This window comes from Candidatus Roseilinea sp. NK_OTU-006 (assembly GCF_012931985.1).
Taxonomy (GTDB): Bacteria; Chloroflexota; Anaerolineae; order J036; family Brachytrichaceae; genus JAAFGM01.
The window spans coordinates 1-19,463 of record NZ_JAAFGM010000030.1; the positions used below are offsets into that span (position 1 = coordinate 1).

The window sequence follows — 19,463 nt, forward strand, 5'->3', positions numbered from 1 at the left end:
AAGCTGATCGCGCCGGTGGCGTTGGAGCAAGGGTCGCGGTTTGCGATCCGCGAGGGTGGATTGACGGTGGGAGCCGGCACGATCACCAAGGTGTTTGATTAGCACCCGGGCCGCTCCCGACTCCCTCACGCCTCATCGCCGCCAGGAGTCGGGAATGTCAGTTGGGGAAGCAAGGTGAAATGGCCAAGCAACGACTTCGCATCCGCCTGCAGGCGTACGACCACCGCGTGCTCGATCGCTCGGCGCAGCAGATCGTAGAGACGGCTGAGCGCACAGGCGCTACGGTAGTTGGCCCGGTGCCGTTGCCGGTGAAGATCGAGCGCTACACCGTGCGGCGTTCACCCTTCATTGACAAGGATTCGCACGAACACTTCGAAATTCGGACGCATAAGCGGCTGATTGACGTGCTGGATCCGGATTCGAAGACGATCGACACGTTGATGCGGTTGAACCTGCCCGCCGGCGTGGATATCGAGATCAAACTGTAGCTTGTCGGACATGCGCCGGCAACGGTCATGCTCTCGCGCATACGCGCCACGCGGCCTTTATGGCTGGAGAGCCAATGATGAAAGATGAAGAAACTGATCGGACGCAAAGTGGGAATGACACAGCTCTTCGATGAGAAGGGCAACGTCACCGGCGTGACGGTAATCGAGGCCGGCCCTAATTACGTGACGCAAGTTAAGACTGTCGAGAGGGACGGTTACAACGCCATTCAACTCGGTTTTGGCGAGGTGAAGGCGAGGAAGCTCACGCGTGGGGAGTTAGGTCATCTCGGCCTGCTCAAGCCGAACGATAAACATCCGAACCGCCGCAAACTGGAAGGCGTGCCCCCGCTGCGTTATCTCACAGAGGCGCGCGTCAAAGAAGTGACCTACAAAGAAGGCGATGTGATCAAGGCCGACATCTTTGCTGTGGGCGAATACGTGGATGTCACCGGCACGATGAAGGGCCGCGGCTTCAGCGGTGGTATCAAGCGCCACGGTTTCCATCGCCAAAAGAAGACGCACGGCGCCTCGGACCGCGAACGCGCGCCAGGCTCCATCGGCGCAGGCACGACGCCTGGCCGCGTGGAGAAAGGCCAGCGCATGGCTGGCCATTACGGCAATACGCGGGTGACGGCAATGAACGCGCGCGTGATGCTCGTTGACGCGGAACGGAACTTGATTGCCGTATCCGGATCGGTGCCCGGCGCGAAAGGCGGCATTGTCGTGATCAAGGAAGCGCGCAAGGGTGGGAAGAAGTAGCCATGAAAGTTCCAGTCAAGAACCTCAAGGGCGAGCCGGTCGGCGAGGTTGAGTTGCCGGATCGCATCTTTGCGGCTCGGATTAGCCAGCCGCTCATGCACCAGGCGCTATTGCGCCAGAACGCCAACGCGCACTTGGGCACGCACAAAGTGAAGACGCGCGGCGAGGTGAACCGCACGACCAAAAAGATATATCGCCAGAAAGGCACCGGCAATGCCCGCCAGGGCAGCCGCAAAGCGCCGCACTGGGTGGGCGGCGGCGTGGCGTTTGGCCCAGTCGTGCGCAGCTACCGGCAAGACATGCCGAAGAAGATGCGCCGCGCAGCGATCCGCAGCGCCCTGTCGCAGAAGGCTGCCGATCAGCAAATCGTGGTCGTGGATAAGCTGGAGATGAGCGCGCCCAAGACCAAAGAGTTTGCCGCAGCAATGCAGGCGCTCGGCGTGACTAAGGGGCTGGTCGTGTTACCCGGCCGCATGGAGGCGGTCGAAAAGTCGGCGAGCAATCTCGCCAACGTTAAGACGTTGCACGCCGGCTATCTCAACATTCGCGACATCTTCAAGTATGACCAGTTGGTGATGCCGTTGGATACCCTCAAGGTGATCGAAGCCTGGTTGGGGTAGGAGAGAGAGATGCATCCTTACGAAGTGTTGAAGCGCCCGGTCATTACGGAGAAGACGCAATGGCAGGTGGGCTACGAAAAACCGCAATACGTCTTTGAGGTGGATGCGCGCGCGAACAAACAGCAGATCAAAGAAGCCGTTGAGCTCGCGTTCAACGTGACGGTGACGCGCGTCAACGTCATCGTGATGCCGGAGAAGCGCCGCCGCAGTCCGCGCAGTCGCATCACCGGCCGCAAGGCGAAGCACATCCAGCGCTCGCCGCAGTGGAAGAAGGCCATTGTGCAAGTGAGCGAGAAGGATCGCATCCCGCTCTTCGAAGGAGTAGCGTAGCGCCATGCCGGTCAAGACATACAAACCGACAACGCCAAGCCGCCGCGGGATGACCGTGAGCGACTTCGCGGAGATCACCACCGATCGGCCGGAGAAATCGCTGCTGACCGATCTACGCAAGACCGGCGGGCGAAACGCGCGCGGCAAAGTGACGACGCGCCATCGGGGCGGCGGGGTGAAGCGCGCCTATCGCATCATTGATTTCAAGCGCGACAAAATCGGCATCCCGGCGCGCGTTGCGACTATTGAATACGATCCCAATCGCTCAGCGCGCATCGCGTTATTGCACTATGCCGATGGCGAAAAACGTTACATTCTCGCGCCGGTCGGCCTGCAGGTCGGCGACGAGATCATGAGCGGGCCAGACGCCGAGATTCGCCCTGGCAACGCGCTGCCATTGGCGAACATCCCGCTCGGCGCAACGGTGCACAACATCGAGCTGCGTCCGGGCAAAGGCGGCCAAATCGTCCGTTCCGCCGGCACCAGCGCTCAGGTGTTGGCCAAGGAGGGCGACTACGTGACCTTGCGCATGCCCAGCGGAGAGGTGCGTAGGGTGCTGCAGACCTGCATGGCCACAATCGGCCAGGTGGGCAATGTGGATCACAGCAATATCAAGCTGGGCAAAGCGGGTCGCACGCGCTGGCTCGGCATCCGACCAACGGTGCGCGGCTCGGCGATGTCGCCGCGCGACCATCCCCATGGCGGCGGCGAAGGTCGTTCGCCTATCGGCAAAGATGCGCCACGCACCCCGTGGGGCAAGAAGGCGCTCGGCGTGAAGACGCGCCGCAACAAGCGCACGAATTATCTGATCGTGCGTCGGCGAGAGAAGAAGCGCAAGAAGTAAAGAGTTGGGTTTTGAGTTCTGCGTGAACGCAAAGCACTTGGGATTGAGCACTGTTCAATATGTCTAGATCTCTGAAGAAAGGACCATACGTACAGGCCAAGCTGCTGAAGCGGATCGAGGCAATGAACACGCGCGGCGAAAAGAAAGTCATCAAGACCTGGTCGCGCGCCTCGACTATCTTCCCGCAGATGGTGGGTCACACCATCGCTGTTCACGACGGTCGCCGGCACATCCCCATCTACATCACCGAAAACATGGTGGGACACAAGCTGGGCGAATTTGCGCCGACCCGCACCTTCCGCGGTCACATCGCCAAGGAAGACAAGGCCGGCGGCAAGGAGTAGACGGGAATCATGGCTAAGCTGGCTGATAATGAAGTGCGCGCCGTTGCGCGTTACATCGGCATGTCGCCGCAGAAGGTGCGCCTGGTGGCGGACCTGGTGCGCGGCAAGAAGGCCACCGAAGCGCTCGATATCTTGCGCTTCACACCGAAGGCGGCTGCCGAACCGGTGAGCAAAGTGATCGCTTCGGCGATGGCCAACGCCGTCGAAAATAAACAGTTCACCGCGGCCGATCTGGTCATTAGCCAGATTTACGTGGATGGTGGGCCAACGCGGCGCTGGCGCCGCTTCGCCGCACGTGGTCGCTTCCGGCCCATCGAGCGTAAAAGCTCCCACATCACGGTGGTCTTGCGCGAAGTGGTGGATGAGGACTAGGCGATGGTGAATGGCGAGTGGTTGAGCCAATGGCTCGGCGCTCGGAATTCGCAGCAGAGAACCGAACGACATGGGACGAAAAGTTCATCCATATGGATTCAGGCTCGGCATCATCCGGGACTGGAAGAGCCGCTGGTATGCGCCCAAGCGCGAGTACACCAAGCTGCTTCTTGAAGATATGCAATTGCGCGAGTATTTGCGCAGCAAGATGGACGCCGATAACGCCGGGGTGTCTGACATCACCATCGAGCGCTTCCCGCCGAACCAGTTGCACGTGGTGGTGCACACAGCGCGGCCCGGCGTCGTGATCGGCCGCAAGGGCGCTGCGGTGAAGGAAATCCGCGAAGGCATCGAGAAGATGACCGGCAAGAAGGTCAAGCTTGACATCGAAGAGATCGTCAAGCCGGATCTGGTGGCCCAACTGGTGGCGAGCAACATCGCGCAGCAGATCGAGCGGCGCATCCCGCACAATCGGGCGATGAAGAAAGCCATCCAGAGCGCGATGCAGCGCGGCGCGCTGGGCATCAAGATCGAATGCGCCGGCCGTTTGAACGGCAGTGACATGAAGCGCACCGACAAGCTGATGGAGGGCCGTGTTCCACGCAACACGTTGCGCGCCGATATTGACTTCGCCAAAGCCGAGGCGGATACCACCTACGGCAAGATCGGCGTGAAGGTGTGGATCTACAAGGGCGACATCCTGCCGGATATGCCGCAGGAGGAACTCACGCGGCCATCTCGCACACAGCAACAGGCGCCGCGCGATCGTCGCGAACGACGCGGCGGCCGTGGATCCCGGCGCGGCGGCGAGCATCAGACCTCGGCCGCCCCGACCGCCGGCGAAGCGAGCAACGGCGCTGCGCCGGCGAGCGAGTGAGCCTGCCGCTCCCGCAGCTCAACCGGACGCAGGTCGGAATGATTTGGAATGAGTTGAGATGCGGTTAGGATTGCAAACGAGGTGGACATTATGTTGATGCCGAAGAGAGTGAAGTATCGCAAGCAGATGCGCGGGCGGATGAAAGGCGTCGCCAGCCGCGGCAACACGATCGAAGCTGGCGAGTTCGGCTTGCAAGCGTTGGAGCCAGCCTGGGTGACGGCCAGGCAGATCGAGGCTGTGCGCCGCGTGATCGTGCGCGAAATGAAACGTCGCGGCAAGATGTGGATTCGCATCTTCCCGGATAAGCCGGTGACGGCCAAGCCGGCCGAGACCCGCATGGGCAAGGGCAAAGGTGCCGTGGATCACTGGGTCGCCGTGGTGAAACCCGGACGCATCATGTTCGAGGTTTCGGGCGTGCCCGAGAACGTCGCGCGGACTGCGCTGACTCAGGCGGCCTACAAGCTGCCGATGAAGACGCAGGTGGTCGCCGAGTCGCAGATGGAAGGGTGAACGATGCGGTCACGGGAATTGAGCAAGCTGCCGACGCCGGAGCTAGAGGCGAAGTTGGACGACGCTTATCGCGAGTTGTTCAACCTGCGCTTCCAGCGCGCGCAGGGGCAGTTAACCGATACGAACAGCATCAAGCGCGTGCGCCATGACATCGCGCGCATCAAGACAATTCTGCGCCAGCGTGAACTGGCTGCGCAGCTTATCGCGCAGTCAACCACAAGCGGCAATCGCGCGTGAAGGATAGAGGAGAGCCATGGCAGAAGAGCGGCGACGTCGTCTGACCGGTGTGGTCGTTAGCGACAAGATGCAAAAGACCATCGTGGTTCGCGTCGAGCGAACAGTGCGTCATCCTTTGTACAAGAAAGTGTTGACGCGCAGCAAGAAGTACAAGGCCCACGACGAGCACGAACAGGCGCGCGAGGGCGACCTGGTGCGCATCGTCGAACATCGGCCCATCAGCAAAACCAAGCGTTGGATGTTGGAAGAGATCGTGCTCAAGAAGGAAGGGTGAGCCATGATTCAGCAAGAGACGCGATTGCAGGTGGCGGATAACACCGGCGCCAAGGAACTGCTGTGCATTCATATTCATGGCGGCCACCGACGGCGCTACGGACGCGTCGGCGACGTGATCACCGCTACGGTCAAATCGGCTAGCCCGACCGCCGATGTGAAGAAAAGTGCAGTCGTCAAAGCAGTCATCGTACGTGTGGCGAAGGAGTATCGCCGCTCGGATGGCTCCTATATTCGCTTTGACGATAACGCTGCGGTGATCCTGAGCGATGACGAGGTCAACCCGCGCGGCACGCGCATTTTCGGGCCGGTGGCGCGCGAATTGCGCGACAAGGGGTTCATGAAAATCATCTCACTCGCGCCCGAGGTGCTATAGGGCACACGCATCCAGCAGCCCTTTGGAGGAAAGCGCTTATGAAGATCAAAAAAGGCGACACCGTCTTGGTGATCACCGGTGAGTACAAAGGCAAGCGCGGCGAGGTGGTGCGCGTGCTTCCCAAAGAGGACAAGATCGTCGTGAAGGGTGTGAACATCGCGAAGAAGCACGCCAAGCCGCGCCGCGCCGGTCGCCGGGTGGTTCAGACCGGCATTATTGACGTGGAGATGCCCATCCATGTCTCCAATGTCAAGCTCATCGCGCCCAGCGGCCAACCGACGCGCGTGAACTATCGCTTTGTGGACGGCGTGAAGAAACGTTACTCGAACAAATTGGGTGAGGTGTTGGATTAAGCTATGGCCGATTTCAAAAAACAATACTTGGAAGAGATTCGGCCGGCCCTCATGAAGGAATTCGGCTACAAGAACATCATGCAGGTGCCGAAGATTGAAAAGATCGTCGTCAATATCGGCGTGGGGCGCGAATCGGCCGATAATCCCAAAGCGGTTGACTCCGCCGTCAGCGACTTGGCCGCGATCACGGGTCAAAGGCCGATTGTGACCAAAGCCCGCAAGTCCATCGCCGGCTTCAAGTTGCGCGAGGGCCGACCGATCGGCGTGAAAGTGACGCTGCGTGGTAAGCGCATGTATGACTTCTTGTATCGCCTGATTCATTTTGCCTTGCCGCGCGTGCGCGACTTCCGGGGCGTGTCGCCCGACGCATTCGATGGTCGCGGCAACTACACCCTGGGCCTGCGGGAGCAGATCATCTTCCCGGAGATTGACTATGACAAGATTGATAAGGTGCGCGGCTTGGAAGTGACGATTGTGACCACGGCCAAGACTGACGATGAAGGGCGCGCGATGCTGCGCGCGTTTGGCATGCCGTTCAGCAAACCAGGGGATCGCAGGTGATTGATTGAGTGAAGCGGCGATTCTGCCATGAACCGCCGTTCGTCGAAAGGTGAGGAGCACATGGGAAAGACACCAAGAGTAGCGATGATGTATCGGGAAAAGCGCCGCAAGTATAAGGTGCGCGTGCGCAACCGCTGCGCCGTCAGCGGCCGCGCACGTGGTTACATGCGCAAGTTCGGCGTGTCGCGCATCGTCTTCCGCGAGATGGCCTTGCGCGGCGAAATCCCCGGCGTCCGCAAGGCATCGTGGTGAGGGGCGGGTCGTCAGCGGTCAGCCATGGCGATCGGTCGTTGAGGACGACATGGCCGATCCTCGGCCACTCGCCCATCGCATATCTTGAAACCGATCTCTGAACGCTGATTTCTGGACTGGAGCAGACATGGCGAACGATTCACTAGGTGACATGCTCACGCGCATTCGCAACGCCGCAGCCGTCGGTCATTCCTCGGTGGCGGTGAGAGCGTCCAAGCTCAATGAGCGCGTGGCAGAAATTTTGAAGGAAGAAGGTTACCTGGATGCCTATCAGGTCGTCGAGGTGGACGGCAAGAAGATGCTGAACTTGACCCTGCGCTACAGCGGCGAACGTCGCTCGCGCAAGCCCGTGATTACTGGTTTGCAACGGGTCAGCCGACCGGGCAAGCGCATCTATGTGCCGAAGACGGAAATCCCGCGCGTGTTGAGCGGCATTGGCGTCGCCATCCTCTCGACGCCCAAAGGGGTGATTACCGACAACCAAGCGCGGCGGCTGGGCGTGGGCGGCGAAGTGCTGTGCTTCGTGTATTGATTGGAGGACCGTATCATGTCGCGAATTGGGAAGAAACCCATCGAACTGCCTAAGGGCGTGGATGTGGCCATCCATGGCAGTTGGGTCACAGTCAAGGGGCCGAAAGGCGAATTGCAACATACGCTTCCGCCGCAAATCCGTGTTGCGAAAGAAGGGAACGTGCTCAGCGTTCAACGCGACGGCGACGAGAATAACGCGCGCGCCTTGCACGGCCTGACGCGCGCGCTGCTGGCGAACATGGTCAAGGGCGTCTCCGAAGGTTACACGAAGGTGTTGGAGATCGGCGCGGAGAGCGTGGGGTATCGCGCCGAGATGAGCGGCAACAAGCTGATGCTCTATCTTGGCTACTCCCATCCGATCGAATTCTCCCCACCGCCCGGCATCACCTTTGCCACCGATGCCAAAACGCGCACGATCACCATCAGCGGCATTGACAAAGTGCGGGTTGGCGATGTAGCCGCGCAGGTGCGCAAGTTGCGGCCTCCGGAGCCGTATAAGGGCAAAGGCATCCGGTATCAAGGCGAAGTGATCCGCCGCAAGGCCGGCAAGGCGGGCAAGACCGGCAAGGGCAAGTGATCCCATGCTGTGGTCGTTGGCGAGAGCGTCTGTGGGCCTGACCCCAGCAATCGATCGCCGGCGACAAAGGATCTGGACATGACGAAGCAACGAGAAGAATCGCGAGAGCGGCGACGCCGGCGCGTGCGCGTCAAAGTGTCCGGCACGGCCAGTCGTCCGCGCCTGAACGTCTTTCGCAGCCTAAAACACATCTACGCGCAGGTGATTGACGACGAGGCCGGCCATACGTTGGCGGCTGCCTCCAGCCTGGATCGGGCTGTGCGCGCTCAGGCTGGGCTCAAGAAGGTCGAAGAAGCGATGCTGGTCGGCAGGCTGATCGCACAACGGGCGCAGGAGAAGCAGATCAAGCGCGTGGTGTTCGATCGGGCCGGCTATCGCTACCACGGCCGCATCAAGGCAGTGGCCGAGGGCGCGCGCGAGGGCGGTTTGGAGTTTTGACCCATGGTGAACAAGAATTCGCAAAAGGGCCGAGAACGCGAAGTTCGGCGCGGCAGCGCGTCGCGGCCCGAGAGTGAGTCGGCCGAGCTTGATATTCGGATTGTGGATGTCACGCGCGTCGCCAAGGTGATTCAAGGCGGCCGACGCTTTGCCTTCCGCGCGTTGATCGTCGTGGGGGATAACCACGGGCGCGTCGGCGTCGGTTTAGGCAAAGCACGCGCCGTGCAAGATGCCATTCGGAAGGCGACCGACCGCGCGCGCGTCAACATGCAGCGCGTGCAGATCATCGGTTCGACCATCCCGCACGAAGTGATCGAGAAGTATGGCAGCGCCAAGGTGATGTTGAAGCCGGCGTCGCCCGGCACCGGCGTCATCGCGGGTGGCGGCGTGCGCGCCGTGCTCGAAGCGGCCGGTGTGCGCGATGTGCTGACCAAGTCGCTCGGCTCGCCGAATAAGATCAACACCACCTACGCAACATTCAGGGGATTGTGTTCGTTGAAAGACCTCAATGAGGAAGCGCGACGACGTAATAAGAGCGTCGCCGACATCCAGCCGTTCTGGAGGCGTGGCAATGGCAGCGACAACTACTGACGCCGGGAGCAAGCGCATTACGGTGAAATGGGTCAAGAGCGCGATCGGCTATGACGTGCGCCAAAAACGCACGCTCAAGGCTCTTGGCTTCCGCAAGCTGGGTCAAGTCGTGCAGCACGATGACACGCCGCAGATTCGCGGCATGCTGAATGTGGTGAAGCATTTGGTAGAAGTCAAATGAAACTCCATGAGATAAAACCCGCAGAGGGTTCACGAAAGCGCAAGAAGCGCAAGGGCATCGGCATCGCCGCCGGCCAGGGCAAAACGGCCGGGCGCGGCCAGAAGGGCCAAGCGGCTCGTTCCGGCGGTGTCAAGGGCCCCTACTTCGAAGGCGGGCAGTTCCCGATGGTGCGCAAGTTGCCGTTCATGCGTGGCATCGGCTTCAACAATCCCTATCGGATCGTGTATCGGCCGGTGAACGTCGGGTTGCTGGCCCAGAAGTTCCAAGCCGGGAGCGAGGTCACACCTGAAGCGCTGGTGGCCGCCGGCGTCGTGCACAAGAGCGATAAGCACATCGCCATCCTCGGCGTAGGGGAGCTGAATATCCCGTTGAAGGTGACGGCGCACAAGTTCTCCGAAACGGCCAAACAGAAGATCGAACAGGCCGGCGGCACGGTGACGAAGCTCGAAGTGAAACGCGGCGGCTACCGCACGCGTTAGCGCTACGCTTCCGTTTAGAGGCGGAAGGCAAATCGAAGCGAAACGCTGAAGCGATGTTACAAGCATTACGCAACGCGATCGCGCTGCCGGAAATCAGGAACAAGATCATCTTCACCTTGTTCATCCTGATCATCTATCGGCTCATTGCTCATGTGCCGGTGCCGGGGGTGAATCCCGAGGTGCTGCAACAAATTCGCACTGCCGTGGAGCAAGGTCAAGCCGGCGGCCTGGGCAGCATCGTCGGCCTGCTCAGCTTGCTGTCCGGCGGCGCGGTGTTCAACTTCTCCGTGCTGGCGATGGGCGTGTATCCATACGTCACGGCTTCGCTCATCTTGCAATTGCTCATCCCGGTCATCCCGCGCTTGGAAGAGTTGGCCAAGGAGGGCGATCAGGGCCGGCGCAAGATCAACCGCCTGACCTATTTCTTGACCGCACCCATGGCGGCGTTGAACGCGATCGGCCAGGTCAACATCTTCGAAAGCATCGGCGCACAAGTGACCGGCGGCCAGCGCGTGCTGCCGCAGTGGGGATTGGACCGGCCCGAATTCATCCTGCCCACCATCGTCACAATCGTGACGATGACCGCCGGCACGATGTTCGCCGTCTGGTTGGGTGAGTTGATCACCGAGCAGGGCATCGGTCAGGGTCTTTCTATTATCATCTTTGGCGGCATCGTCGCTCGCATTCCGAGCAATATCGCCCAGATTGCGGCGACCAACACGGCGTTCGCCACCTCGCTGGCGTTCTTGGCGATCACCGTGATCACCGTCATCGGGATCGTTTACATCCAAGAGGGCGAGCGGCGCATCCCTGTGCAGTATGGTAAGCGGGTGCGCGGCCGACGCATGTTGGGCGGTGCAGGCACGCATGTCCCACTCAAAGTGAATACGGCAGGGATGATTCCGCTGATCTTTGCACAAGCCATGCTGGTCTTCCCGGCGATCCTGGCCGGCTTCTTCGTCAACAGCAGTGACGCCGGCGTGCAGCGGTTCGCGCAGGACGTCGTCAGCCTGTTCAGCGCGGGTCAGACCAGCTCCGACGCCTTGTCGTGGAGCCTGGTGTTCTACACCCTCATGTACTTCCTGCTGGTCATCGGCTTCACGTATTTCTATACCGACGTGATGATGCAGCAGCAGAACCTGGCCGAAAATCTGCAGAAACAGGGTGGGTTCATCCCCGGCATCCGGCCGGGCAAGGCCACTGATATATTCATCACGCGCGTGATGCGGCGACTCACGCTGGTCGGGGCCTTGTTCCTGGGACTGCTCGCCATTTTGCCCTATTTGTTGAATTTCTTGTCTCATGTGCCCGGATTCGTCTTCCTCAGGCCGGTGGGCAACAACAACCTGCTATTGTCGGGCGCAGGGCTGTTGATCGTCGTCGGCGTCGTGCTGGATACGATGCGCCAGCTCGAGGCTCAGCTCATGATGCGCAACTACGAGGGGATCATCAAGTGATATCACCAGGCCTGCCGGCGTTGTTGAGCGCGGTCACACGAGCGCACGGGTGCTGGTCTGCGGCGTGAGAGGCTGACGACGATGTATGGCATTGTGTTGCTTGGTGCGCCGGGGGCAGGCAAGGGAACACAGGCCGTCCTGCTCTCGAAAGATCTGCGCATACCGCACATCTCGAGCGGCGATCTGTTTCGCGAGAACATTAAAAATCAGACTGAACTCGGCAAACAAGCGCAGCAGTATCTTGACCGTGGCGACCTTGTGCCAGACGAGATCACCATCGGCATGGTGCGCGAACGGTTGAGCCGGCCCGATACGGCGCGTGGTTTCATCCTGGATGGGTTCCCACGCACGATTCCACAGGCCGATGCCTTGGCGCAGTTGCTTCGGGAGCTCGGCAAGTGCATCACGATCGTGCCGTACATTCGCGTGCGCGAGCGCATGTTGATGGAGCGTCTTTCGCATCGCTGGACATGTCGTGACTGTGGCGCAGTGTTCAGTTACGAATCGGTGCCGCCGCGCGAAGGGTGCAAGAAAGACGTCTGCACGGGCGAACTGTATCAGCGCTCGGACGACAACCCCGAGACGCAAGCTCGCCGCATCCGCATCTATCAGGAGCAGACTGCCCCGCTCATTGATTACTACCGCAACCTCGGCCTGCTGCGCGAGGTGAACGGCGAACATACGATTCCCTACGTCCATCACCTGCTGCGTCAGTTAATCATGACCAGCCATGAGTGTGATTAGGCGTTGGATCGAGTCGTGAGCAGCAGCGGCTCAGCGAAAGTCTCACATCATACGCAGCTATGACAGGGAAGAGGGCAACTGTGACCGGGTTGCGAGAAAGCCGGCATGTGAAGCCGGCGCGGAGCGTCTGCGCCCAGGCGCAGACGGCGTTCCCGTGCTGCGGCCGGTGGTTCAGCCCGAAGAGATTCACGATGCCCTGCCGCGAATTCATCGCGTTGCTGCCGATTCGCCCAGCGCTTCGCGAGCCGCTGGCGCCGACGCGCGCACCGGATGACAGCGCGCGCCGGCCTGCCAGCCTGGTGAAGGCCGGCTCAAGTCTGTGGCCTACAACGCTGATTGCTCACTGCACCTCTGTTGTGCAAGGTTTTCAACGATGATTGTGTTGAAGACAGCGCAAGAGATTGCCCTCATGCGTCAAGCCGGTCGAATCGTGGCGACCGTGCTGGCCGAGTTGAAGGAACGCGTCGCGCCAGGCGTGAGCTTGATCGAGCTGGATCGGCTGGCGGAGAAAATCATCCTCCAGTGCGGCGCTACGCCGTCGTTCAAAAACTATGCGCCGAATGGCGCCCCTTATCCCTTCCCGGCTTCTATCTGCGCGTCGGTGGACGATGAGGTGGTGCACGGTATCCCTGGGCACCGACGACTCAAAGAGGGAGAAATCGTCAAGCTCGATGTCGGCGCGATGTATAAAGGTTATCACGCCGACTCGGCGATCACCGTGGGCGTTGGGCGCATCTCGGCGCGCGCGCAACGATTGATGCAGGTGACGCAGGAGTGTCTGAACGCAGCGATCGCTGCGGCGCGCAAGGGCAATCGCTTTGGCGACATCGGCGCAGCGATCCAGGGCGTCGCCGAGCCACGCGGCTATTCGGTGGTGCGCGAGTACACCAGCCACGGCGTCGGTCGCGAATTGCATGAGGGGTTTGGTTTGCCGAACGCCGGACAGGCCGAGCATGGCATGTTGTTGCGGCCGGGACTCACGATCGCGCTGGAGCCGATGATTAACGAGGGACGCGCCGAAACGAAGGTGAAGAAAGACGGCTGGACAGTCGTGACCGTTGATGGTAAACTTTCCGCCCAATTTGAACATACCGTGGCCATCACTGATGGTGAAGCCGAGATATTGACGAAGCTCGGTTAGAGCCTAAGCAAATTGGCTGGCGTCCGGCTCGTGTGAAGCGCGCGAGTCGGACGTTGCATGTATGCGAGTTTGTGGCGCTCCCTCTTGCGGCGAACGTCACGGGCTCGGGCAATGAGGTGAAAGATGAAAGTATCAGCATCCGTGAAAAAGCGCTGCCCGAAATGCAAAATCGTCAGGCGGCACGGGCGCGTTTACGTCATCTGCGAGAACCCTAAGCACAAGCAGAGACAGGGGTAGGCAACGACTATGGCAAGAATCGCTGGAGTAGATTTGCCGCGCAACAAGCGCGTGGATATTGGGTTGACCTATATCTATGGCATCGGCCGTTCGCTTGCAAAGGAAATCCTGGCCCGCACCAACATCAACCCGGCGACTCGCGTCAAGGACCTGACCGAGGCCGAAGCGGCCACCCTGCGCGAGATCGTGGAGAAGGAATATAAGGTGGAAGGTGACCTGCGCCGCGAAGTGCAGCTCAACATCAAGCGCTTGATCGAGATCGGGTCATATCGTGGGCTGCGCCACAAGCGCAACTTGCCGGTGCGCGGCCAGCGCACACGCACCAACGCGCGCACGCGCAAGGGTGTGAGGAAGACGGTGGCCGGTCGCGGTCGCCGCCGTGGCGCGAAGAAGAAGTAAATAGCGGCGTGGGAGCGGGGCGCAGGCTCTGCTCTGGCGCTTATTCGATTAAGACTCGCCTATGGCTAAAGCAGCAAGCACACGTAGTCCGCGTCGCCAGACCAACCCGCGACGCGCGCGCAAAAACGTCGCTCAGGGCGTGGTGCATATTCACGCGATGTTCAATAACACGATCGTGACGATCACCGACAAAGCCGGCAACACGATCTGCTGGAGCAGCGCCGGCTCGGCCGGCTTCAAAGGCAACCGCAAAAGCACGCCCTTCGCTGCCCGGATTGCTGCGCAGAACGCATACCGCGCGGCTGTGGAGAACGGCATGCAGGAAGTAGATGTGTATGTGAAGGGGCCGGGGCCGGGTCGGGAAGCCGCCGTGCGCGCGCTGCAAGGTGTCGGCCTGCGCGTCAAGTCCATTACCGATATCACACCTGTGCCGCATAACGGCTGCCGACCTAAGAAGCGCCGCCGCGTGTGAGCGCACTCGACCGGCAATGGTTCGTTTGAGATGCACGATTTGGACGAAGACAGCCCGTTGTAAACAAATCGAACGTCTCGCATCAGAGGAAAGATGGCTCGACATATTGGACCCGTTTGTAGATTGTGTCGCCGCGAAGGCGAAAAGCTCTATCTGAAGGGCGCCCGTTGTCTCTCACCCAAGTGCGCTTTGGAGCGACGAGGGATTATCCCCGGCCAGCATGGGCCGAACATGCGCGCGCGCCGCAGCAAGGCCAGCGATTACTCGCTGCAGTTGCGCGAGAAGCAAAAGATGCGCCGCATGTATGGCCTGCTCGAAGCGCAGTTCCGCCGTTACTTTCGTGAGGCGCTCAAGCGCCGCGGCGTGACCGGCTCCGAATTGCTGATCTTGCTGGAACGCCGGCTCGATAACGTGGTCTATCGCATGGGCTTCGCACCCTCGCGCGCCGCGGCGCGCCAGTTGGTCAACCACGCCCACCTGAATGTGAACGATCATCCCATTGACGTGCCGTCCTACCTGGTTAAGCCGGGGGATAAGATCTCCGTGCGCGAAGCCAGTCGAAAGCTGACTTATTTCAAAGCGCTGATGGCGGATAAGGATGCGCCGCCGATGCCGGCCTGGTTGTCGGCCGATCGGAGCACCTTGACCGGCATTGTTCAAGCCCTCCCGAAGCGCGAAGATATTGACGTGCAGTTGAAAGAGCAGCTCGTCGTGGAGTATTACTCGCGGTAGCGAGTTGTGTCGGCGCCGGCGCGGCGGCGCAGGCGCCGGACGAGGAAGAAGCACATGCTATCTGCACCTGTCTTTCCAAAAGTGGAGAGCGACGCCCTCACGCGCGACTATGGCCGCTTCATCATCGGCGCCATGGAACCGGGTTTCGGCATCACGCTGGGGAACGCCCTCCGTCGCGTATTGCTCAGCGCGTTGCCCGGCGCAGCCGTGACCTCGATGCGCATCACCGATGTGCATCATGAGTTCTCCGACATCCCCGATGTGAAGGAGGATGTCACTCAGTTAATGCTCAACGTGAAGCAGATTCGCATGCGTATGCACAGCGAAGGCCCGCTGCGCATGCGTCTGGAAGTCCGCGGCGAGGGTGTGGTCACTGCCGGCGATATTCAAGCGCCGCCGGAGATCGAGATCGTCAACCCGGATCTCTATCTGCTGACGACCGACTCGAACAAGGCGCGCCTCGACATCGAATTTCAAGTCGAGATGGGACGGGGTTATTCGCCGGCCGAGCAGCGCGGCCGATTGCCGATCGGCGAGCTTCCCGTAGATGCGATCTACAGCCCGGTGCGGCGCGTGAACTATCGCGTCGAGCCAGCCCGCATCGGCCAGACGACGAACTATGATCGCTTGATCATGGAGATATGGACCGATGGCACGATCCGCCCGCAGGACGCGCTGTCGCAGGCCGCTGCAATTCTGGTGCAACACCTGCGTTTGATCGCCGGTGTGAGTTTGGAAGAGCCGCTGCTCGAGGGCAAAAGCGACAATAAGGGCATACCCGGCGAATGGAGCGAGAGACCCATCGAGGAACTGGACTTGAGCGTTCGCGTCTATAACTCACTCAAGCGCACCGGCATCAGCACCGTGGGTGAATTGCTCGAGATGATGGAGCGGAGCGGCGGCACCTTAACCAATCTGCGCAACTTCGGCGAGAAGTCTATGGCCGAGCTGAAAGAGAAGTTGCGCGCCCGTGGGCTGCTTCCGCAGGAAGAAAAGATAGACGAAGCGGACGAGGTGTGACATGAGGCACAAGGTATCGGGTTACAAACTGGGACGTTCGACGGCGCAACGCACGGCGCTGCGCCGTAGTCTGGTGACCGAGCTGATAGACCACGGTCGTATTCAGACCACCGAGGCGAAGTGCAAGGCGATCCGCGATCAAGCGGAGAAGCTGGTGACGATCGCGAAGTCTGGGCTGGTGGACGACAAAGCGCAACAGGTGCATGCGCGGCGGCTGGTTGCCGCGCGGGTGAACGGCGGGCCGGCGACGGTGCGCAAGTTGTTCGAGGAAATAGCGCCGCGCTACGTGAATCGCAATGGCGGCTATACCCGCATCAGCAAACTCGGCCCACGCAAAGGCGATAACGCGCCCATGGCGATTATCGAGTGGATTTGAAGGTTCGCGCGAAGGTCGCCTACGACGGCACGGACTTCGTCGGGTTTCAACGACAAGCCGCGCGGCGCGGGCGAACGGTGCAAGGAGAACTGGAGGCCGCCCTAGCGAAAGTTTGTCGGTCGCGCGTCGCCGTCGTGGGCGCAGGTCGCACCGATGCCGGCGTGCACGCCACCGGCCAGGTGATCGCTTTCGAGGTGGATTGGAAGCATTCGCTCGACGCGCTTGGCCGGGCGCTCAATGCGACGCTGCCGGAAGATGTGGCCATCTACGACTTAGTGCCGTGTGAGGCGGGGTTTCATCCGCGCTACAGCGCAAAGAGCAGAACCTACGTTTACACGGCCTATGTCAGTGAAGTGCGACAGCCGTTGCTGCGACGTTTCGCTTGGCAGCTCGAACAGCGACCAGATATCGCGGCAATGAACGCAGCAGCTCAACAATTGATCGGATGGCACGATTTTGCCGCGTTTGGCCGGCCGCCCTCGGCAAGACCAGGAGAGACGACGGTGCGCCAAGTGCTGCGCGCGGAGTGGCAAGCGAGCGATGAGCGGCTGTGGTTCACGATTGAGGCGAATGCCTTCCTCTTTCGGATGGTGCGCCGGATTGTGATGGCGCTGGTGCGCGTGGGCCGAGGTGAATACGGCTCGGACGAGTTTAGGGAGATGCTGGAAAGCAGAGACGCACAGCGGATCACGGGCTTGGCGCCCGCATGTGGGCTGTGCCTCGTAGAGGTGAAATACTAGGTGCAAGATGAGGACGATCAAGACATACATGGCGAAGCCGGAAGAGGCTCGCGCCAGCCGGCGCTGGTACGTCGTGGATGCGGCCGGCGTCACGCTGGGGCGGCTTGCCAGCCAGATTGCTAAGGTCATCGAGGGCAAGCACAAGCCCATGTATTCGCCGCACGTGGACTGCGGCGACTACGTGATCGTGGTGAACGCCCAGAAAATCCGTGTCACCGGCGATAAGATGACCGAGAAGAAGTATCAGCGGCACTCGATGTATCCTGGCGGCTTCAAGGAAGAGAATCTGCGCGACCTCCTCGCGCGCAATCCAGAGCGCGTCATTCGCGAAGCCGTCTGGGGCATGATCCCCCATGGGCGGCTGGGCCGCAAGATGATCAAGAAGCTGAAGGTGTACGGCGGCCCAGCGCACGAACACAGCGCGCAGAAACCGCAGCCGCTGGAGATTCGGGACAAGTGATCGGGATCGGCGTGCGACGAAGACGCGAGTCGCTTCGCCGCTGCTGAGGACGCATAGCCTATGACAGAGACTCAACAGCAATACTATGAGGGCGTTGGGCGCCGTAAAGAGGCGACCGCGCGCGCCCGGTTGTATCCGCAAGGCAGCGGTCGGGTATTGGTCAACGACAAACCCATAGACCAGTACTTCGGGCGCGAAGTTGACCTAATCACCGTGCATGCGCCGCTCAAGCTGACCGGCGCCGATGCGCGCTTCAACGTGAGCGTCAAAGTGACGGGCGGCGGCATCACCGGCCAGGCCGAAGCCGCGCGCATGGCGATCGCGCGCGCCCTGCTGGAGGTGGATCCGGAATATCGCCTGATGTTGAAGACGGCCGGCTACCTCTCGCGCGACGCGCGTGAGAAAGAGCGCAAGAAACCCGGTCTCAAGCGCGCCCGCAAGGGTCCAACCTACACGAAGCGCTAGCCGCGCCGCAGGAGGACAACGATGAATCTCGTCGAATCGCTCGAAAAGAGCTTACAACCCAATCCGAAAATTCCGCCGCTTCAACCCGGCGATCAAGTGCGCGTCCATCAGAAGATCATCGAGGGCGATCGGGAACGCATCCAGGTCTTTCAAGGCACCGTTATTCGCTTGCGCAAAGGCGGCGCGAACGCCAGCTTTACCGTGCGCCGGATCGCCAGCAACAACATCGGCGTCGAGCGCACGTATCTGCTGAACTCGCCGCGCATTGATAAGGTGGAAGTGATGCGCCACGCCAAAGTGCGCCGCGCACAGCTTTACTACTTCCGTAATTTGCGCGGCAAGTCCGCTCGCCTGAAGGAGCGCTTGCCGTCTTCAGGCGGCGCCAAGTCCAAACGCGCAGCGGCGCCGGCTGAGTCCGGCGAAGCGGGTGCAGCGTGATGCGCGAACTCCCCAGGCAGCGACTTCGGGCGTTGCGTTCGCTGCCAAGCGAAAGTCTTCATGAATAGCCCGCGCATCCTTGTCCCCATACCGATTCAAGATCACGAGAAGCGCCGCTTCACGCTGGGCAAGAACTACGTGAACAGCCTGGTCGCCTGCGGGGCAATTCCGGTTCTGCTCCCTACAGTCCTCTCACTCGAATCCTGGCGCGGGATGTATGAATCGGCGGATGGCGTATTGCTCTCCGGCGGCGGCGACGTGGATCCAACGCTCTTTGGCGAGCCGCAGCACGAAAAGACCTACGGCGTCGATCCCGAACGTGACAGGGTGGAAATGACGCTGGCGCGCTGGGCATTGCAGGATGATAAACCCCTCTTCGCGATCTGTCGCGGCATTCAAGTCGTGAATGTCGCGCTAGGCGGCTCGCTGATTCAAGATCTGCCCTCGCAGCAGGGGAGTGATGTCCCACACGATGGGACTGCCAACGGCCTCGAGCGTCACCAGGCCGCACACACCGTGCGCGTTGCGCCGGGGACGCACATTGCGCAGATCATCGGCCCGGGGGAGACGGAGGTGAACAGCTTCCATCATCAAGCGCTTAAAAAGATTGCCGACGGGTTGATCGTCACATCGCGCGCCCCCGATGGCGTGGTCGAGTCGGTTGAACTCCCTGGCAAGCGCTACTACATCGGCGTGCAGTGGCACCCCGAAGAGATGGCCGCCGACCGCGAAGACATGCTGCGCCTGTTTCGCGCTTTTGTTGAAGCCTGCGCACCATCGCCGTGATTT

General features: G+C 60.8%; 36 protein-coding genes. All 36 read left to right on the top strand.

The features are described from left to right. Positions 1–102, top strand: a 102-nt coding sequence (locus GXH28_RS12820; RefSeq protein WP_169239251.1) for an EF-Tu C-terminal domain-related protein, incomplete at its 5' end; no start/stop codon positions are given. 77 nt (positions 103–179) lie between these two features. Continuing rightward, on the top strand, positions 180–488 hold the full coding sequence (gene rpsJ / locus GXH28_RS12825; protein ID WP_169239429.1) for a 30S ribosomal protein S10: 309 nt from the start codon (positions 180–182) through the stop codon (positions 486–488). A gap of 84 nt (positions 489–572) precedes the next feature. Beyond that, the gene (gene rplC, locus GXH28_RS12830; protein WP_169239430.1) at positions 573–1,247 is read left to right on the top strand and encodes a 50S ribosomal protein L3; all 675 of its coding nucleotides are present in this window, start codon (positions 573–575) and stop codon (positions 1,245–1,247) included. Between the two features lie 2 nt (positions 1,248–1,249). Beyond that, entirely contained in the window at positions 1,250–1,867 is a 618-nt protein-coding gene (gene rplD, locus GXH28_RS12835) for a 50S ribosomal protein L4 (RefSeq protein ID WP_169239431.1), read from the top strand. Between the two features lie 9 nt (positions 1,868–1,876). Further along, on the top strand, positions 1,877–2,197 hold the full coding sequence (rplW, locus tag GXH28_RS12840; RefSeq protein ID WP_169239432.1) for a 50S ribosomal protein L23: 321 nt from the start codon (positions 1,877–1,879) through the stop codon (positions 2,195–2,197). Positions 2,198–2,201: 4 nt separating this feature from the next. Beyond that, positions 2,202–3,041, top strand: a complete 840-nt coding sequence (rplB, locus tag GXH28_RS12845) for a 50S ribosomal protein L2 (RefSeq protein ID WP_169239433.1) — start codon at positions 2,202–2,204, stop codon at positions 3,039–3,041. Positions 3,042–3,100: 59 nt separating this feature from the next. Beyond that, entirely contained in the window at positions 3,101–3,385 is a 285-nt protein-coding gene (gene rpsS, locus GXH28_RS12850; RefSeq protein ID WP_169239434.1) for a 30S ribosomal protein S19, read from the top strand. A gap of 9 nt (positions 3,386–3,394) precedes the next feature. After that, complete coding sequence (gene rplV, locus GXH28_RS12855; RefSeq protein WP_169239435.1) at positions 3,395–3,757, top strand: 50S ribosomal protein L22; 363 nt, start codon at positions 3,395–3,397, stop codon at positions 3,755–3,757. Between the two features lie 70 nt (positions 3,758–3,827). Further along, entirely contained in the window at positions 3,828–4,634 is an 807-nt protein-coding gene (rpsC, locus tag GXH28_RS12860; protein ID WP_169239436.1) for a 30S ribosomal protein S3, read from the top strand. Positions 4,635–4,724: 90 nt separating this feature from the next. After that, the gene (gene rplP, locus GXH28_RS12865) at positions 4,725–5,144 is read left to right on the top strand and encodes a 50S ribosomal protein L16 (RefSeq protein WP_169239437.1); all 420 of its coding nucleotides are present in this window, start codon (positions 4,725–4,727) and stop codon (positions 5,142–5,144) included. 3 nt (positions 5,145–5,147) lie between these two features. Beyond that, positions 5,148–5,381, top strand: a complete 234-nt coding sequence (gene rpmC, locus GXH28_RS12870) for a 50S ribosomal protein L29 (protein WP_169239438.1) — start codon at positions 5,148–5,150, stop codon at positions 5,379–5,381. Positions 5,382–5,397: 16 nt separating this feature from the next. After that, a complete protein-coding gene (gene rpsQ, locus GXH28_RS12875; RefSeq protein ID WP_169239439.1) occupies positions 5,398–5,655 on the top strand; it encodes a 30S ribosomal protein S17 in 258 nt (85 codons plus the stop codon). 3 nt (positions 5,656–5,658) lie between these two features. Then, complete coding sequence (gene rplN, locus GXH28_RS12880; RefSeq protein ID WP_169239440.1) at positions 5,659–6,030, top strand: 50S ribosomal protein L14; 372 nt, start codon at positions 5,659–5,661, stop codon at positions 6,028–6,030. Between the two features lie 38 nt (positions 6,031–6,068). Further along, positions 6,069–6,383, top strand: coding sequence for a 50S ribosomal protein L24 (rplX, locus tag GXH28_RS12885; protein ID WP_169239441.1), 315 nt, complete (start codon positions 6,069–6,071; stop codon positions 6,381–6,383). A gap of 3 nt (positions 6,384–6,386) precedes the next feature. Then, positions 6,387–6,944 carry a 50S ribosomal protein L5 gene (gene rplE / locus GXH28_RS12890; protein WP_169239442.1) on the top strand — a complete coding sequence of 186 codons (558 nt, stop codon included), beginning with the start codon at positions 6,387–6,389 and terminating at the stop codon, positions 6,942–6,944. A gap of 60 nt (positions 6,945–7,004) precedes the next feature. Beyond that, positions 7,005–7,196, top strand: coding sequence for a type Z 30S ribosomal protein S14 (locus GXH28_RS12895; protein WP_445082656.1), 192 nt, complete (start codon positions 7,005–7,007; stop codon positions 7,194–7,196). Positions 7,197–7,323: 127 nt separating this feature from the next. Beyond that, the gene (gene rpsH / locus GXH28_RS12900) at positions 7,324–7,728 is read left to right on the top strand and encodes a 30S ribosomal protein S8 (protein WP_169239444.1); all 405 of its coding nucleotides are present in this window, start codon (positions 7,324–7,326) and stop codon (positions 7,726–7,728) included. Between the two features lie 15 nt (positions 7,729–7,743). Beyond that, positions 7,744–8,304, top strand: coding sequence for a 50S ribosomal protein L6 (gene rplF, locus GXH28_RS12905; protein ID WP_169239445.1), 561 nt, complete (start codon positions 7,744–7,746; stop codon positions 8,302–8,304). 78 nt (positions 8,305–8,382) lie between these two features. Continuing rightward, positions 8,383–8,742, top strand: a complete 360-nt coding sequence (gene rplR, locus GXH28_RS12910; RefSeq protein ID WP_169239446.1) for a 50S ribosomal protein L18 — start codon at positions 8,383–8,385, stop codon at positions 8,740–8,742. 3 nt (positions 8,743–8,745) lie between these two features. Continuing rightward, a complete protein-coding gene (rpsE, locus tag GXH28_RS12915) occupies positions 8,746–9,333 on the top strand; it encodes a 30S ribosomal protein S5 (RefSeq protein ID WP_169239447.1) in 588 nt (195 codons plus the stop codon). 22 nt (positions 9,334–9,355) lie between these two features. Then, complete coding sequence (gene rpmD / locus GXH28_RS12920; RefSeq protein ID WP_445082657.1) at positions 9,356–9,514, top strand: 50S ribosomal protein L30; 159 nt, start codon at positions 9,356–9,358, stop codon at positions 9,512–9,514. Beyond that, positions 9,511–9,993, top strand: coding sequence for a 50S ribosomal protein L15 (rplO, locus tag GXH28_RS12925; protein WP_169239449.1), 483 nt, complete (start codon positions 9,511–9,513; stop codon positions 9,991–9,993). The genes rpmD and rplO overlap by 4 nt, the downstream gene beginning before the upstream one ends. 53 nt (positions 9,994–10,046) lie before the next feature. Next, the gene (gene secY / locus GXH28_RS12930; protein ID WP_169239450.1) at positions 10,047–11,450 is read left to right on the top strand and encodes a preprotein translocase subunit SecY; all 1,404 of its coding nucleotides are present in this window, start codon (positions 10,047–10,049) and stop codon (positions 11,448–11,450) included. Between the two features lie 81 nt (positions 11,451–11,531). Then, a complete protein-coding gene (locus tag GXH28_RS12935) occupies positions 11,532–12,194 on the top strand; it encodes an adenylate kinase (protein ID WP_169239451.1) in 663 nt (220 codons plus the stop codon). A gap of 373 nt (positions 12,195–12,567) precedes the next feature. Then, the gene (map, locus tag GXH28_RS12940) at positions 12,568–13,335 is read left to right on the top strand and encodes a type I methionyl aminopeptidase (RefSeq protein ID WP_169239452.1); all 768 of its coding nucleotides are present in this window, start codon (positions 12,568–12,570) and stop codon (positions 13,333–13,335) included. A 123-nt stretch (positions 13,336–13,458) separates the two neighbouring features. After that, entirely contained in the window at positions 13,459–13,572 is a 114-nt protein-coding gene (gene rpmJ / locus GXH28_RS12945) for a 50S ribosomal protein L36 (protein ID WP_169239453.1), read from the top strand. 9 nt (positions 13,573–13,581) lie between these two features. After that, complete coding sequence (gene rpsM / locus GXH28_RS12950) at positions 13,582–13,971, top strand: 30S ribosomal protein S13 (RefSeq protein WP_169239454.1); 390 nt, start codon at positions 13,582–13,584, stop codon at positions 13,969–13,971. Between the two features lie 61 nt (positions 13,972–14,032). Beyond that, positions 14,033–14,443: a 30S ribosomal protein S11 gene (gene rpsK, locus GXH28_RS12955; protein ID WP_169239455.1), complete on the top strand. Its 411-nt coding sequence runs from the start codon at positions 14,033–14,035 to the stop codon at positions 14,441–14,443. 93 nt (positions 14,444–14,536) lie between these two features. Continuing rightward, positions 14,537–15,175 (top strand): 30S ribosomal protein S4, encoded by a 639-nt coding sequence (gene rpsD, locus GXH28_RS12960; protein ID WP_169239456.1) that lies wholly within the window; start codon positions 14,537–14,539, stop codon positions 15,173–15,175. Between the two features lie 54 nt (positions 15,176–15,229). Further along, positions 15,230–16,195: a DNA-directed RNA polymerase subunit alpha gene (locus GXH28_RS12965; RefSeq protein WP_169239457.1), complete on the top strand. Its 966-nt coding sequence runs from the start codon at positions 15,230–15,232 to the stop codon at positions 16,193–16,195. A 1-nt stretch (position 16,196) separates the two neighbouring features. Next, positions 16,197–16,571, top strand: a complete 375-nt coding sequence (rplQ, locus tag GXH28_RS12970; protein WP_169239458.1) for a 50S ribosomal protein L17 — start codon at positions 16,197–16,199, stop codon at positions 16,569–16,571. Continuing rightward, on the top strand, positions 16,562–17,311 hold the full coding sequence (gene truA, locus GXH28_RS12975) for a tRNA pseudouridine(38-40) synthase TruA (protein WP_169239459.1): 750 nt from the start codon (positions 16,562–16,564) through the stop codon (positions 17,309–17,311). The genes rplQ and truA overlap by 10 nt, the downstream gene beginning before the upstream one ends. Positions 17,312–17,327: 16 nt before the next feature. Next, complete coding sequence (rplM, locus tag GXH28_RS12980) at positions 17,328–17,771, top strand: 50S ribosomal protein L13 (RefSeq protein WP_320447964.1); 444 nt, start codon at positions 17,328–17,330, stop codon at positions 17,769–17,771. A gap of 60 nt (positions 17,772–17,831) precedes the next feature. Continuing rightward, complete coding sequence (gene rpsI / locus GXH28_RS12985) at positions 17,832–18,236, top strand: 30S ribosomal protein S9 (protein WP_169239461.1); 405 nt, start codon at positions 17,832–17,834, stop codon at positions 18,234–18,236. 21 nt (positions 18,237–18,257) lie between these two features. Next, a complete protein-coding gene (gene rplS, locus GXH28_RS12990; RefSeq protein ID WP_169239462.1) occupies positions 18,258–18,674 on the top strand; it encodes a 50S ribosomal protein L19 in 417 nt (138 codons plus the stop codon). Between the two features lie 60 nt (positions 18,675–18,734). Beyond that, entirely contained in the window at positions 18,735–19,460 is a 726-nt protein-coding gene (locus GXH28_RS12995; RefSeq protein ID WP_169239463.1) for a gamma-glutamyl-gamma-aminobutyrate hydrolase family protein, read from the top strand. Positions 19,461–19,463: the final 3 nt, after the last annotated feature.